The sequence below is a fragment of the Peribacillus sp. FSL M8-0224 genome (assembly GCF_038003055.1).
GTDB lineage: Bacteria > Bacillota > Bacilli > Bacillales > DSM-1321 > Peribacillus > Peribacillus frigoritolerans.
Window position 1 is genome coordinate 2,330,541 of record NZ_JBBOOJ010000001.1, and the last position, 15,970, is coordinate 2,346,510.

A 15,970-nucleotide genomic window follows, 5' to 3' on the forward strand; every position below is an offset into this window, starting at 1 on the left:
TTCCTATTATAATCACCATAATATCAGTAGTAAATAGTTAATTTTACTTTTAACACAAATAGATGAATTATAGAATTCAATAATTAACTGTTTTCCATCCTTTTATACCTACAAAAGATTCAATGAGCATACAGCACTCCTTTTTAACCCGCGGTCATTTCCTTTGAAAAATAGTGCTGTAACATCATTTTCATTTGCTCTTTATTTGCTGCAAATTGCTTATGTCGATGCCCATTTCCTCCAGATGGATGAGGAAATCCTAGAAGTATGTTATTGGCATCCATATAATCTTGACCCGCTAAATAGTTTAAGACCTTGGTAACATTAACGCCTAAAGGAATAATAAGCGGACGTTCAATGGTACCTATTTCGGTAGCAAAGCCTTCCATTATATTTTTTTTAAGCAACTCGGTCTTTAAAATGTTCGGAGTTGTTCCACTATAGTTTTTTCCGTTATAAAAAACTGGGTAGGTTAAAACTGAGGTAGTATGAACGAGGTGACTCGCTTCGTCAAAAAGATCTAGTGTGGACGAAATGTTTAAGTATGTGTGTAATCCAAGCTCATCCAACATTTTAACTAAATTTTTTCTCATCGTTCCGTCAAAACTGGAATTTTTTTTTACTTCGTGCAGGATCTCTTCGTCACCATGCAGGTGCCCTCTTGCATTAATTACGGTAGAATAAGATTTTTTCATTTGATGTAAACCAGGAGTGATTCCGACAATCACCACTTTGGCCCGTTCATTTATATATTCGAAAGGAGCATAATATAATTCGAGTTTTTTCTTTTCTTCTCTTTCAAGCAAAAATTGCTCGCTCTTTATCATTTCTTCTGTATAGACAGCAGGTAAAGCTTTAATTAAGTCTTTAAATTGCGTAAACTTAGAAAAATTAGCGATCCCCATAAATTACTACCCCTTCTTCCCTTTATTTATTTTGGCCAATTCAGTATATCAGAAATCCAGATTTGCCACCGACATAGGGGCATTATGAATCTTGTTGGAAACCTCAAAAAAAAGATAAATTGCTTTCCAACCCTTGGATTGAAAAGAATTTATCTTTAAAATGGTATTTGGGGATGAAAAAAATGTTTGGGTTTACAAAATGAAACTATTGATTGAACCTTCCGCGTTGGCGAAGTAATTCACGATTCAGGTTCGAATCCTTTTCAAATGCAGCGCGGCCGTGAAGCCAGAATATGTTGTTGACAACAACTAAATCTCCAACAGGCAGTTCAAGTTCAAGTACACTTTCATCACTTTCTAATGAATTGGATAAATCGCGCAAGTATTTGGCTTGTTCGATTGATTCAGGATAAACAAATTGATCGATAAAACATACACCAGGTTTGTTATTATGATTGAAGAAGGTCAATCTTTCAATTTCCTGGTCAACGTTCTTACTTTTTGGAGCTTTATACGTAAATTTGTGGCTGGATAATGGATGATTCACATACATATCAAGCTCTTTCCAATCGTCTAAATGCAATAAACGTGATTCGCCACCGCGTGCATTTTGTTCGATCATCTTCATCATTAGTAACCAGTCCGTTGGTTCATCTACAAAGGTGCCATCCGTATGAAGTGTAAATAAACGATAAGCCTGACGTAAATATGAATCACTGCTATCCGTGTCTTGAACACTGAAGCGGGCATAATATTTCCCTGACATGGAATCATGGTTTGGAGTTCCCAGCAAGTATGAAATGGCCGTTGCAAAAATGACATATTCATCTGTATTCTCCGTGACACCCTCCAAGCCAAGGGTGAAGCCGCCGGATTCCCGATCATGAACGATGTTACGAAGCAATTCACCAAAGTCTTCCCCTACTTGATCCAAAAGATATGAAGCAATGATGAGTCGTGCATATGGCGTATATTCCAGATGTTGAACAGACTGATTATCCTTGGATACCGTTTCTAAAAAAGCAGCAATCGCCTCTTTTGAAATTTCAATATGATATAAACGGCTGGATTGAGGGTGAACTTTCACCTCGTATTTTTCTGTTTTCCTTTCAAACTTCGCTCTCTTTTTTTCTGCAATGTTCATGAATGATTCCTCCTGTTATTTGTAATATAGGTGACAAAGTTAACAGGAAATATAAAAAGCCAGTCGCACATGATCCCCAAATAAAATGGGAATCCAACTGTACAACTGGCTTATATTCACTTCACTGCTCTATGCAAATAGAGTCACAGCGAATATGCAGTTTATGTATGATTTATTTTTCCTGTTTCCAATCATTAAGATCTTTACACGATTCTGAAAAGGTATTTTCCAAAAGGTGTTAATGTCATAATATTGGCTTAATTACATTAAAACGTTTTTCCGTAAAAATGTCAACACCTTTTACAAATTATTCTGATAAATCATTTTACTAACTTGGTAGTTTCGTTTTTTCTGCCGCTTTAATTTGCTGAAAATGGAGATCCAGGTCCTTCAAGGCAGCAATCAATGCATTAGCCGCTTTCCCCCGATAATAAGATGTAATCGATTCTATCGCTTCATCAACACCATCATTTAAACTGATTCCTTTTAACAAATGCCCAATAAATTCCCGTCCATGCTCTGTTGCCAGTGTACAAGAAGCCTCCAGGACAACACCATATTTAGCATCGACTTCTGCAGTGATGGTCAATGTTTCAAAGACACTTTTCGCCGCCATCCCTTGAGGTAAACGTGCGTGACCTGCAATAAAAATTGTTTTACCATTGAACATGAGGCCTCTTCCTCTCTTTAACGAATATTATTTTGTCAATACAGCTTCCAATAAGTGTGTTTGTTCCGGAATGCGGGTAACAACCTCTTTTCCAATTTCAATGGAGGCTGTTGCTGCAGGTGACGGTGCATTACAAACATGAATGGTCCGTTTCCCCATTATAATATGAAAATCATCCACCATATTACCATCATCCTGTAACGCCTGTGCCCGGACTCCGGCAGGTGCTGGGATTAAATCATCTTCTTGAATTTCCGGAATCAATTCCTGCAGGCTTTTCGTAAATTGCTTTTTACTAAAAGAACGGACATATTCATCCATCCCTTCCTTCATGAATTTACTGGCCAGTTTCCAAAAACCTTTATAGCTTAAAACTTCAGTTAAATCCTTCGCATTGAAGTCAGTTTTTTTATAACCTTCACGTTTGAAACTTAGTACAGCATTTGGTCCAGCATCTACTTCGCCGCTAATCATCCGTGTGAAATGAACTCCTAGAAATGGAAACTTAGGGTTAGGTACCGGATAAATTAAATGATTGACAAGAAAGCGCTTTTCGGGCTTCAATTTAAAATATTCACCCCGAAACGGGACAATTTTCATATCAGTTTTATACCCCGCGGCTGCTGCGATACGGTCACTGTGCAATCCAGCGCAATTAATGACTATCCTTGCTTTTATTGTCCCGTTATTCGTAGTGATGATGACTTCATCAGAATCCTCGTCAATCTTCTCCACCTTTGTATTCAGCTTGATTTCACCGCCGTTGCCTCGGATGATATCCGCCATCTTTTCACTTACCTGACGATAATTGACGATGCCAGCTTGCGGGACGCGAATCGCTCCTAGTCCATTAACATGCGGTTCAATTTCCTTTAACTCTTCCACACCGATTCTTTGGATAGCTAGCTCATTTTGTAAACCGCGTGAAAATAAATCATCTAGAAGGGGCAACTCTTCTGGTTTTGTTGCAACAATGACCTTGCCACAAATATCATGATCAATTCCATGCATCCTACAGAATTCCGTCATTGATTTGCTTCCTTGACGGGCAAACCGTGCTTTGAAACTGCCTGGTTTATAATAAATTCCTGAATGGATTACGCCGCTGTTATGCCCCGTTTGATGATCTGCAACAACAGCCTCTTTTTCAATGACTACCACTTTAGCATTAGGAAACCGCTGATAAAGGGCCATTCCCGTCGATAAACCTACAATTCCCCCGCCAACAATTGCGAAATCATACACAATTAACACTCCTTTTATTGATGATTTTTAGTATTCAGCAACTCCATATACGTAATTAAATTGTTCTTAGTCCGTAAGATGTGAAATTCTACTGCTGCCCTTAGTTCTGCAGGATCCCCTCTTAGTGCCGCTTCATATATCATCCGGTGTTCCCGTTGCGTTTCTGGGTAATAATCAATCAGCAAATTCGGCGCAATGGGTGAGATCCCCAACGTTTCTACCATTTTTTGAACTCTTGGCCATGGGCACCCTTTTCGGAGGGTTTCATGAAAAGCCGCATTCAAAAGGATATAATGTTCATTGGTTTCATCAGATAACTGAATCCCTTCCATTTCAATCAAAATTCCCTTTAATTTTTCTTTATCCTCCTTTGTTAAAAAAGGAAGCGACTTTTCTACAGCAAGGCCTTCAAGCAGGGACCTGGTATGATAAATTTCTTCAATATCATCCCGGGTAATCGGTGTGACGATTGCTCCTTTATGAGGAACCATTTCCACCAACCCCTCCATTTGAAGTTGTGTAAGGGCTTCACGAATGGGCATTCTGCTTACTTCCAGGCGATCTGCCCACTCCTCTTGGATGAGTCGCTCCCCCTTTTTCAACGTCCCATTCAAAATCGCCTTCCTAAGACTTTTCGTTACATTTTTTACGATTGTAGATTTATCTCTTTTAGAATTAGCATTATCCAATCCAGCGTCCACCTTTCGATATTGGATACAATTAAAACTATATCAACTTAATAAAGCGATTACAATACAGAAAATTAAATAAATTGTATCCAATTAAAAAAACACTGGATACATTCCTAGGTAAACATCTACTTCTCTCATATAATGATAATTTATGGCATTCATTTATATGTAGCTAAACACTAGTGATTTAAAATAATCATCTTATATTGTTCAGTTCAGTATAGAGAAGTTTTTTTTGGATGAAATTCCATTTAAATCAAGTCTTTTTGTATCAAGATACATTAATATCTTATCTGCAGGCTCCAACCGTGTTAAAATCAAACAAATATAGTTATGAAATACAAAATATGAAATTGGTAAAAGTCATTAGAATAAAGGGGAAAATTGCATGGCAGAATTAATCGATTGGAAAAATAGTGCTCTCGGGCATAAATTCATAGCATCTTTTAGCGGAGGAAAAGATAGTGTTTTAGCCTTATATAAAGCATTGAAGGTTGGAGAAGCTGTAGGGCTGATTGTCATGCTGGAGGAGGAAGGAAAACGTTCCAGATCCCATGGAATGCCTCCGGAACTCATAAAAGCCCAAGCTGAATCAATAGGTTTGCCTGTATATACTGCGGCTGCCAGTTGGATTGATTATGAAAAGGTATTTATGCGCCTTTTAAAAGATGCTAAGAATCTAGGAGCAGAAGTGTTGGTAACTGGAGACCTGGATATGCCTGCCCATGGCTGTTGGCATGATAAGGTTACGAAGAATGCCGGATTGAAGCTTGGAATGCCTTTATGGGAAATGAACCATCGTGAAGCTGTCGAAGAGTTCATGAATCTAGGATTCGTTACGATGATTGTAACCGTTAATTTATCATTGGGGATGCGAGAGGATGATTTAGGACGAACGTTAACCCATGAATACGTGAAGGAACTTGAAGCTCGAGGCATTGACCCCTGCGGAGAAGGTGGAGAGTTTCATACTACAGTAATAGATGGGCCTATTTTTAAACAGCCAATTCCAGTTCGTAAATGTGAGATTATTAAGGACGGGGAGTATGCTTTTTTACCTTTGGAGCTAGATCATATAATGAATAAGAGTACCTTATAACCGAACTAATTACCAATATTCCTGGCAACCACTCTATACTGCACCCCAATTATGTGATGTTCTTTAACGATTGAGGTGCAGTTTATCTGATGAGTCCATTAACAGTGGGATAATATCATCTTAGTTAACATAATTATATTATAGTTACTTCATTTTGCAGCAACCATTCATTACTGATAACTTTCTGATTCATTATTTGTTAAACCGGAGAACAACAGATTTTTAAAAGAAAAAATATTTCTAATATACTATATTGATAAGAAATTGAGCGATTCTTTATAAAAATCAGTAGAGGTGATATCAAAAAAAAGACTATATATATTCTAGTCTTTTTTGAAAAGTCATTCGGTTGATTTAAAACTATTGCCCGACCAAAACTCTTATTTTTTTAAAATCCTCAGTGAAGGTGATTTTCCTAGTAAAAGGAGCGTTTCCCCTTCCGAAAGCCCTTTCTCTCCGCACCAATGATGCCGGTTTTATCTATCCTTTAAGAAATATAATGAAATAATGTTTCTCTATAATAACGCTCTTCTAAAGGACTGTGTTATCCATATAAATAGAATGAAAAATACAGGAGTTGTCTTTGTCCGTTCAGTTAATAATAGAAATCCATTAATGTTTCGTCCATTAAATCCTGTGTGAGTCCTATGTAAATCATCGTATCTTTTGGATTGGAATGATTAAGGATTTGTTGCAGTAAAGCGATATCCTTGAATTTTTGGTAATGCAAATAGCCGAAGGTTTTTCGGAGGGTATGTGTACCGACATCCGGAATGTCTGCCATTTCAGCCGCTTTGTTCAGAACCCGATAGGCCTGCACCCTAGTGATTGGACCATTACCTTTTCGACTTGGAAATAAATACTGTTCATTTTTCAGGTTCGATTTCCGGACATACTTCCTAACTTCCTTACGAAGTTGAGGATTGACAAGAAACCGCTTAATTTTATCTGTTTTTTGCTCCACGATGACTATATGCGTACCCTCAAGGATGTCTTTCACTCGCAATTGTAAAAGGTCGCCTATACGTAACCCGATGTTTATCCCGATCGAAAACATCATATAATCCCTGTAGCTGCAATATTTTAATAGTGATTTTTTCATCTTTTCTATGTGATCCAACCTGCGTATCGGCTGGACATTTTTAATTTTTTGAGAGGTTGCTTGCATGAACGGCTCATTCCCCTTTCTCCTTCTTTCATTGTACGTGAACAGCTTAAAAAAAGGCAAGTTTTATAAATTTTGATACGCTTATAAACCTTGATTTAACGGGATTTCGAATGTATCAATAGAGGTCCTTTGTTACATTCGGAATATTCTTATAAAATCAACCCAAAAAGAGCTTGTAATCTACTACCCTCCTTTCACCGGCTTATAGCTTCATAGAGCGCTTTTAATTGGTTCTTGACTTAAGACTCCAATGAATTAAAACAATAGCTTTAAAAGCCAAATATGGAGCTCGTTTTTTGGGGTTTTTATTATATTTTGTCTATAAAATATTAAAAAATAACTATTTTTCTAATTTTTAACATAGTCTGCTTTCGATATTTAAAAAGCCGCCGATTTCACCTTGTTATAGAATATTCGGCTTTGATTACAATATATTCCTGTAAAAATAAATGTACCTTGGAGAGGGGCAGTCAAAGGAATATGAAAGCTGCTCAAACAGACAACAGAACAACTATCGTATTCCCAATTATAAAAAAGGGCCTTTCCCCCTGCTAACCAGATTGTTAATGAAGAAGTTTTGCAATAACTTTTATGACTTTTTAACCCCTCGCTCTTTCTAAACAATTTTTTATTGATAACGGAATTCGAATTCAGGAATAGCACCAATCTATTAACGATAATAATGTTATGTAAACAATGGATATTTGATAAAGAGAATTCAATTTACTTCCCTTTGTCAAATATCCCTCAATCCATTAATGAATATAAAAACTGGCATCATCAATGATTTCTATGTCTTTGAGACTTTTCAGCTCCTCCATCAACTGGAAAAGCGCTCCATCTTTTTGTTTTGCTTCAATCATGCAATCGAGATGTGGTAAGCTTCCTTTTATTTGTTGCAAAAATTCCATGAACATCCCAGTATCCACAAAGTCAGCATGTGCTCGAAATTCTTTATCGGACCTTGGACTTGAAATATGCATTTTAGGATGTAGTTTGGAATTACTCCAGGTATTCAATATTCGGTCCCAATGATCTTTCCAATCTTCACTTGGTAAATGATGTGCGAGGTGATGGTGATAATCAAAAACCATCGGTATTCCCAATTTCTCACATAAATAAAGGGTTTCCGACAAAGTAAAGGTAGTATCATCATTCTCAAGAATGACCATTCTTTGAATCGATTCCGGAATCAAACCCCAATTATGGATAAACTGCTCTAATGCCTGTACATGCTCGCCATACCCCCCGCCAACATGCAAAACACAGCGATGTTCGGGATCCACTCCCATTTTTTTTAATAATGTATAATGCATCCTTAATGTTTTTAAGGATGTCTTCAGAATATCAATATTTGAACTATTCAAGATGACAAAATGATCTGGATGAAAATCTATCCTTATTTTGGGGTGATTTTTTATGAATGTTTTTAATTTAGCCAGTTCTTCTGAAATAGCTTCTATGTAATCCCATTCTGGAATTTCCGGATGATTGGCTAAAGGGATAAGTTTTGAAGAAAGCCTAAAGAACTGAATATTATTGGCTTCGTTATGAATCAGTAAACGCCAGCAATTATGAAGATTGGATATTGAAAGGCGTTCGAGCTTCCTTATCGCTGCATCTCTGTCCTTAATCTTCGAAAACTGAGTATAAGTCATCGTTTGGGATGGCGAACAGTTTGGCACATGATTACTCATGGCTACATAACCAAGGCGAATTAATGTCAAGGTGATGGCTCCTTTACGGTTGAATGTTTAATGGAAGTATTGCCCTTTTTGACCAATAATATATATGTGAAAAATCCACCGCTCCAAGAAATTAAAAAAATGGCCTTTTTCCGAAAGAATATCGGGCCAAAGCCATTTTTCCAAGTTATCATTTCAGTCTAGAATTTCATACTTTTTTTCACTTACACTTCAGGGGTAGGAGTTGGTTTAGCATACCCACTTTTATATTTTTCATCGACTTTATTCCGGATCTCTTTGATGCTCATGCCGTCATTCAAGTCCAATATGGATTGCGCAGCAATTTCCAAGCAAACTCCGCATCTTGTCCCGTGGTCATCCCAAACCACTTCACCATTTTTTTTATTCTCATGGATAAAACAATCATAATTATTTTTATGGTTAGCTGACTCTCCGCAACCGCAGTAACAAGGTATTTTTTCTAGTAAATCTTTATTTTGAGCAACAGCTAAATAGATTGTCTTCATATCCTCTGGTTTTTCAGCTAAGAAATCCGGTGCTATTTCCTTACTGCTGGTCTCCTCCTGAAGATCTCCGGATACCGTATGCTCTGAATGTCCTTCATGTCCGCTTTCTTTTTGTACAACACTTTCCTCTTCACTTGAACAACCTGAAAGTATTATCGAAAAACAGATTCCCATAGTGACCGTCATTAATTTCAGCTTCATTTTTACACTCCTTGACCATTTTAATACTCCCATTTTATGGCACGCGAGCTGTTTCTACAAGTATAAGTTTCCTTAATTATTAGGATTTAAAATGTCAAGTATACTAAAATGGCTTTCTGGTACGACTTTCGTACATAATTTTAAAGTATTTACCACGCTTTAAGATAAAAGAATGAGGTGATACTGTGATAAGAGCGCTAGCATCATTGTGTTTTTTAGGCACGTATTTACTTATTATACTCCTCGACAACCTACAGGGCTTGAATATATGGCTCTTTCTATAGAATAAAACAATATTTGATCGTAGGACGTGGAGAAGATTACTTTCTGCTCTTGTTATTTACCATATTTTTTTATATAAATATATGTAATAAAAGGATGGCGAGAGAAATTTTGATAGCACGTTCAACGAAAAAAACCGATGCATTCCCTTTTGGAAATCATCGGCTTAAATATTTTTAGTGGGTTCTCAAAAAACAAAGTCAATTTCGTATACGATACGTCCATTTCAATAAGTTTAACGAGCAAGGCACTTTATTTCCTACTTTTAGCTAAGGTTAGTGGAATCGTTACGAGTGAAACTCCTGCTGCAATCCAAAACCAACCGGTGTTTCGTTTTTTATCGCTTCCGCTTTTACTGGGAATACTTGATCCGTATGATTTTCTGGAGGTGGGCCGTTCTATTTCCGCTGTTTCATTCGTTTTATGCAAATGCTGATTCTCCGGCAATTGGGTGGTTCTTTCTAAATCGCTTGTATCTTCTCCCATTCCTTTAAGAAAAGTCATCAGGAAGGTCATGGCTTGTTTTACTTCTTGGTCATTCAAGGAACGCAGTAATGCTAAATAACTTGGCTTTTCTGGCGTTTTATCAGCTTCAGCTACACGGGCAATCCCTGAGTTGATTTTGAGGATTAGCGGTTCAAGCTGCTGAACATTAAGTGTTCCTAATGTGCCAAGTATGAGAAGCAGATTTTTCAGCGTATTTGCCGTTTCTGGGGTGTCCGCTGTCTTGACAAGAATGTTCAGCACTTTATCCCCTTCCTTCAACAAGCTGTTAACCATCGATAATATCCCACGATCCTGCATGCCCTTCATGACTTCAAACGTTTCTTTAATCACTTCTTTATTTTCCAAAAGGGTACGCTCGATATCCTCGAGTTCAATCCTTCTTCTTTCTTCATCGCTAATGGAGATTCGATTGATCACTTTTGTCGCTTTAGCCACGGTTCCTCTCCTCCTTTTTGATTTTCAAGAGGTCACCAGGGAATATATAATCTTCGCGGGCCCATTTTTTTTGTACTTGTACACCTATCTGCGGTTGTGGATTACCATTACGATGGTTGATGCTCGGCAATGGATAGTCTCCTTTGACCCTGAGCACTTCCATTTTTGCTTGAACTTCCTTATAAGCAGGAGTATCAGTATCTTTATCTGAATGGCTGCTTGTCAATTGGTTGATTGCCCCGTCACCTGAATCGTTCATCGGAAGATAAACTTCTTTACCTTTTACACGATCCGTAATCAGACATTCCACTTTTGCATGTCCATACGGTGAAGTGAGCCTAACAAGAGTGCCATCCTCAAGCCCTCTATCCTTTGCCAATTCCCGGGATACCTCAAGGAAGACTTTTGGCGTTTTGGAACTGATGCCTTTTGATTTATATGTCATGTTTCCTTCATGGAAATGTTCCAATAAGCGGCCATTATTTACATGGATATCAAACTCATCCCCAAAGTCAATCGGTTTGGTCCATTCGACTGGAAATAACCTCGCTTTTCCATCGGGAAACGGAAAAGCTTCCGTGAATAACAATGGAGTATCTTTACCATCTGAAGCAACTGGCCATTGAAGACTTTTATAACCTTCCAAGCGTTCGTAATTTACTCCAGCATATAATGGTGATAGTTTAGCTGCTTCATCCATGATGTCACTTGGATGCCCATAATTCCAACCCGCTCCTAACGAATTCGCCACATTCATTATGATTTGCCAATCAGGCTTTGAGTCGCCAAGCGGTTCAAAGACTTGATACAGACGTTGTATACGGCGTTCGGTATTCGTGAAAGTACCTTCTTTTTCAAAGCTTGGGCTTGCTGGAAGGACAACATCCGCGAATTCAGCCGTTCTTGATAAGAAGATATCTTGTACCACAAAAAAGTCCAGTTTTTCAAATGCTTCATGGACATGATTGATATTCGAATCGACCAGCCCCATATCTTCACCTTTTAAGTACATGGCTTTAATGGTACCTGAATGAATCCCTTCGACCATTTCATGATTATTAAGGCCAGGGTTTTTGGGTATTTTTGCACCCCAGATGTTTTCATATTTCGCTCTTACCTTTTCGTCCGTTACTTTTTCATAACCTGGCAAGCGATCCGGCATACTGCCAAAATCACTGGCTCCTTGTACATTATTATGTCCGCGTAAAGGGTAAGTGCCTGTTCCAGGTTTACCGTAGTTGCCCGTTATGAGCAATAAATTGGAAATTGCAGTACTCGTATCACTTCCTCCGCCATGCTGGGTAACGCCCATTGCCCAAAGTGCTGCAACGCTTCCCGCTTCATGAATGGCTTTTGCCAACGTAATTAAATCTTCCTTAGATACGCCTGTTACTTTTTCTGCATATTCCATTGTGTAGGGTTCTAAAGTCTTGATATATTCCTCCATCCCATTTACACGATTTTTAATGAAGTCTTTATCTGTCCAACCTTTATCGACGATATATTTAGTGACGGCCGAAAGCCATATCATATCCGATCCCGGAGCAGGCTGGATGAAGAGGTCGGACCGGTCAGCCATTTCATGCTTTCTGATGTCTGCGACTATCAGCTTCTGTTTCCCCAGTTTATGGGAACGTTTAATTCTTGTAGCCAACACGGGGTGTGATTCGGATGTATTGGAGCCAATGATCAATACAAGTTCGGACTTTTCGATATCCTTTATGCCCCCTGTATCTCCGCCATATCCAACCGTTCTGAATAGTCCCAAAGTAGCCGGTGTCTGACAATACCGGGAACAGTTATCCACATTATTCGTGCCGATGATTCCCCTAGCCAGCTTTTGCATTAAATAGGACTCTTCATTGGTGCATTTGGAAGACGTTATGAAGGCCATCGAATCAGGACCGTAAGAATCCTTGATGTCGGTGAATTTAAAGGAAATCAATTCAAGGGCTTCTTCCCATTCAGCCTCTCTGAACGCATCCCCTTCTCTAATTAAAGGTTTTGTTAGTCTTTCTTCACTATTCACAAAATCCCATCCGAATTTCCCTTTAACGCAAGTCGAAATTCCATTTGCAGGTGCCTCCACTTGCGGTTCGATCTTAAGGATTTTACGGTCTTTGGTCCAAACGTCAAAGCTGCATCCTACACCACAGTATGTACAAACCGTTTTCGTCTTCTTGATCCTTGCATCCCTCATGGCGGATTCCATATCTGAAATCGCTAAAATCGAGCCATAACCCGTTTCAACATTTTTCGTAATTTCTATCATAGGTCGAAGAGTTTGTTTAGCGATGCCAGTTAAAAATCCGGCTTCACCCTCCATTCCTTTTTCCATCATTGCATTACACGGGCAAACGGTGGAACAGTGCCCACATGAGACACATGAAGATTCATTGATTGGAACATTGTCATCCCAAATGACACGCGGACGTTTTGCTTCCCAATCAATAGTCAATGTTTCAGTGACCTGTACATCTTGACAAGCTTCAACACAACGGCCGCAAAGGATGCATTGATCCGGGTCATATCGATAGAATGGATTCGTCCGATCTACTTCATAGGGTTTTTGATCAAAAGGAACACTTTGATGATTTACCTTCATTTCCTTTACGGTATTGTGTATTTCACAAGTGCCATTATTATAATCGCAAACCGTACAATAAAGCTCATGGTTATATAATATCTTGTCCATCGCCATGACCTGTGCTTCTTTTACCTCTGCTCCAACTGTATCGATTACATCCCCATCTTTTATCTTGGTGGAACAAGATCTGACTAGTTCTCCATTAACGCTCACTAAACATGTATCACATGTTTCGATAGGACCTAGGCTAGGGTGGTAACAAACATTCGGGACATCAATGGAGCTATCCGTCAGCATTTGTAATATTGTTTGATTACCTTCCAGACTGGTCTCAGCACCATTGATTTTTATATGCACTTTCTCTGGCAAAATAATCGCTCCCCTCTTAAAAAACGATAAAATTCATCATTTGGTATTTTCTACCCTCGCACAAATTTTCTCAAACTTGTGAAAGTGAATAATGGAAGTCTTCATTTGACCAATTTCATATTAGAAAATGAACTAAAGCCGAAATGAGACATAGTATTCACTCACTTCGACTTTAGTATCATTGATTAGAGTTTGCTTTCAATACAAACGAACTTAAAGGGGCAACGGTTATCTGACTCCCTATAATCCTATCAATTTCTTCCAGGCCCGCATGCTGACCATCCACTAAAACGGCCCAATTACCTTCGTGAGGAAGAGTAATGGTTATCGCGTCCCAATTTGCATTATGAATCACTGCCATTTTATAATCTTGATGTTGTAAGGTGAATGCAACCGCATTTGGCGGAGCATCAATGAAATGCAATTGCTCCTCAATTTCTTCGGGTGTGCTTAACCTAAAAACAGAATGATTTTTCCTGAGAGAAATCAGCCCTTTCATATATTCCACTTCCCGATCTAACTCCGCTCTCCTTTTCCAATCCAACCTGTTAATCCAATCAGAAGATTGATAGCTATTTTCATCCCCATCCTTGGAGCGCATGAACTCTTGTCCAGCATGTATCATTGGAATCCCCTGTGACAGTAAGACAATTGCCGAAGCTAATTTATGCATCTGTTTCCGTTTTTCTTCTGTCGCATCTGGATTAGTGATGAGCAGCTTATCCCATAAAGTATAATTATCATGTGCTTCAACATAATTGATCACTTGATCTGGTCTTTGATATGTTGCGATATCTTCATCATATTTCAAACCACCAGCGATGCCTTTTTTTATAATATCTTCCATTCCTGGTTTTCCATTGACGAATCCCTTATCATGTTCATTCATGACAAACCCTTTTAAACCATCACGGATCGCATCATTAAAGTGAGCGATTCCAGGCATTTTAAAAGCATTCTTTTGATTTGCTTTCAGCTCTTGGGCCAAGGGAGTATCCATATCCCAGCCTTCGCCCAAAACAATGAGGGTCGGATCAATTTCTGCCAGTGCCTTTTTCACTACATTCATCGTTTCCACATCGTGAATACCCATTAAATCGAAACGGAAACCATCAAGGTTAAATTCCTTCGCCCAATAGGTTACGGATTCAACGATGAATTTTCGCATCATTTTACGTTCAGAAGCAGTATCATTTCCTACACCAGTTCCATTAGATAAGGTGCCGTCGGCGTTATAGCGAAAAAAGTATTTGGGAACGAGTTTATGGAAGTTTGAGTCCTCCACAGAATAAACGTGATTATATACAACATCCATGATTACTCGTAACCCGTGGTCATGTAAACCTTGTATCATTTCCTTTAACTCCCGGATCCTTACTTTTGGCTGATACGGATCAGTCGAATAAGAGCCTTCGGGAGCGTTATAATTCTGTGGATCATATCCCCAGTTATATTGTGGTTCATTCAATTTCTTTTCATTGACTGTAGCAAAATCAAATATCGGGATAAACTGAACATGGGTAACACCTAGATCTTTAATATGATCAAGACCCGTTTTCGCTCCTTCTGGACCTTTGGTTCCGGCTTCAACTACTCCTAAGAATTTACCTTTATGATGGATTCCGCTTTCAGGATGAATCGATAAATCCCGTGTATGCAATTCATAAATGACTATGTCCTCAGCTTTTTCAAGAGGTGGTTTATCCCGTGTCCACCTTTTTGGGTTCGTATCTGTTAAGTCTATCACGACCCCTTTATCACCATTAACAGTAACTGCGCGAACATAGGGATCGACGGCTTCAGTCCAGGTTTCTCCCACTTTCACTTTATATGTATAAATCAATCCATCCTGATTTCCGTTCAGCTCAATGGTCCAGGTCCCCTTTTCCGAACGAACCATTTGAATCGCCATTCCATCTGTATCATCCCAATGTTTATAAGTAACTAGCTTGGCTTCAGATGCAAGTGGTGCCCATAACCGGAATGCCGTTTTATCTTTAAGATAGGAATTTCCTAAATCTTTGCCTTCATAGAAATATAAATCATCCAATTCTGACGGGTTTACCGGATTAATATTAGCAATCGGCAGGGATTCCAACTGATTTTCCGTTTCATTATCCATAGGTTTTTGATTATTTTTATTTTCCTCTTCAAAATAAGAAAGTGAATCTTTAATAGGTCATTCCTCCATTGAAATTCCCATTTTAGAACAGGAATTATTCATTTTTATAATCATGAGCGAATCTTTCATTATGTTATGATTCCACAGGCATTACCCATCAAAACATCCAATCTGCAAATTATGTCGAAAATTCAGAAATCTATATTTAATAATCGAAAGCAGCAGGTCATTTTGCTGGACCTTACTTATCGTATAATGAAAGTGAATCCAAAAAAAAGAAAAAAAATGCCTCCATAACAGTTTTACGGTCTTGGAGGCATTTCTAGTACTCT

General features: G+C 38.4%; 10 protein-coding genes and 2 pseudogenes. 1 reads left to right on the top strand and 11 read right to left on the bottom strand.

Annotated features, from left to right (window positions below):
• Positions 1–143: 143 nt before the first annotated feature.
• The 5 genes from MKX49_RS11215 to MKX49_RS11235 form a co-directional block, all read right to left on the bottom strand.
• The gene (locus MKX49_RS11215; protein WP_340876497.1) at positions 144–905 is read right to left on the bottom strand and encodes a uracil-DNA glycosylase family protein; all 762 of its coding nucleotides are present in this window, start codon (positions 903–905) and stop codon (positions 144–146) included.
• A 205-nt stretch (positions 906–1,110) separates the two neighbouring features.
• A complete protein-coding gene (gene glaH, locus MKX49_RS11220) occupies positions 1,111–2,049 on the bottom strand; it encodes a glutarate dioxygenase GlaH (RefSeq protein WP_340876498.1) in 939 nt (312 codons plus the stop codon).
• Positions 2,050–2,377: 328 nt separating this feature from the next.
• Positions 2,378–2,719: a DUF3870 domain-containing protein gene (locus tag MKX49_RS11225; RefSeq protein WP_340876499.1), complete on the bottom strand. Its 342-nt coding sequence runs from the start codon at positions 2,717–2,719 to the stop codon at positions 2,378–2,380.
• 27 nt (positions 2,720–2,746) lie between these two features.
• On the bottom strand, positions 2,747–3,964 hold the full coding sequence (lhgO, locus tag MKX49_RS11230; protein ID WP_340876501.1) for an L-2-hydroxyglutarate oxidase: 1,218 nt from the start codon (positions 3,962–3,964) through the stop codon (positions 2,747–2,749).
• A 14-nt stretch (positions 3,965–3,978) separates the two neighbouring features.
• Positions 3,979–4,653 carry a GntR family transcriptional regulator gene (locus MKX49_RS11235; RefSeq protein ID WP_048681884.1) on the bottom strand — a complete coding sequence of 225 codons (675 nt, stop codon included), beginning with the start codon at positions 4,651–4,653 and terminating at the stop codon, positions 3,979–3,981.
• Positions 4,654–5,044: 391 nt separating this feature from the next.
• On the opposite strand from MKX49_RS11235, the gene MKX49_RS11240 reads away from it, so the two are divergent.
• Positions 5,045–5,755, top strand: coding sequence for a Dph6-related ATP pyrophosphatase (locus MKX49_RS11240; RefSeq protein WP_340876503.1), 711 nt, complete (start codon positions 5,045–5,047; stop codon positions 5,753–5,755).
• A gap of 595 nt (positions 5,756–6,350) precedes the next feature.
• Here the strand turns inward: MKX49_RS11240 and MKX49_RS11245 are convergent.
• From MKX49_RS11245 to pulA, 6 genes and pseudogenes are all read right to left on the bottom strand, one after another.
• Positions 6,351–6,923, bottom strand: a complete 573-nt coding sequence (locus MKX49_RS11245) for a tyrosine-type recombinase/integrase (RefSeq protein ID WP_249595880.1) — start codon at positions 6,921–6,923, stop codon at positions 6,351–6,353.
• Between the two features lie 755 nt (positions 6,924–7,678).
• Positions 7,679–8,650: a UV DNA damage repair endonuclease UvsE gene (gene uvsE, locus MKX49_RS11250; protein WP_340876506.1), complete on the bottom strand. Its 972-nt coding sequence runs from the start codon at positions 8,648–8,650 to the stop codon at positions 7,679–7,681.
• 182 nt (positions 8,651–8,832) lie between these two features.
• A complete protein-coding gene (locus MKX49_RS11255) occupies positions 8,833–9,336 on the bottom strand; it encodes a PCYCGC motif-containing (lipo)protein (RefSeq protein WP_340876508.1) in 504 nt (167 codons plus the stop codon).
• A gap of 702 nt (positions 9,337–10,038) precedes the next feature.
• A pseudogene (locus MKX49_RS11260) lies at positions 10,039–10,560 on the bottom strand (DUF1641 domain-containing protein); the annotation flags it as partial.
• On the bottom strand, positions 10,553–13,516 hold the full coding sequence (gene fdhF / locus MKX49_RS11265) for a formate dehydrogenase subunit alpha (protein WP_340876509.1): 2,964 nt from the start codon (positions 13,514–13,516) through the stop codon (positions 10,553–10,555). The gene fdhF and the pseudogene MKX49_RS11260, both read right to left, overlap by 8 nt.
• A gap of 178 nt (positions 13,517–13,694) precedes the next feature.
• Positions 13,695–15,581: pseudogene (gene pulA / locus MKX49_RS11270) on the bottom strand (type I pullulanase); the annotation flags it as partial.
• Positions 15,582–15,970 lie beyond the last annotated feature (389 nt).

Bases quoted from the DNA above. Each gene is read 5' to 3' on its own strand.
- MKX49_RS11215 (WP_340876497.1), bottom strand. From the start codon at position 905: ATGGGGATCGCTAATTTTTCTAAGTTTACGCAATTTAAAGACTTAATT.
- glaH (WP_340876498.1), bottom strand. From the start codon at position 2,049: ATGAACATTGCAGAAAAAAAGAGAGCGAAGTTTGAAAGGAAAACAGAA.
- MKX49_RS11225 (WP_340876499.1), bottom strand. From the start codon at position 2,719: ATGTTCAATGGTAAAACAATTTTTATTGCAGGTCACGCACGTTTACCT.
- MKX49_RS11240 (WP_340876503.1), top strand. From the start codon at position 5,045: ATGGCAGAATTAATCGATTGGAAAAATAGTGCTCTCGGGCATAAATTC.
- MKX49_RS11245 (WP_249595880.1), bottom strand. From the start codon at position 6,923: ATGCAAGCAACCTCTCAAAAAATTAAAAATGTCCAGCCGATACGCAGG.
- MKX49_RS11255 (WP_340876508.1), bottom strand. From the start codon at position 9,336: ATGAAGCTGAAATTAATGACGGTCACTATGGGAATCTGTTTTTCGATA.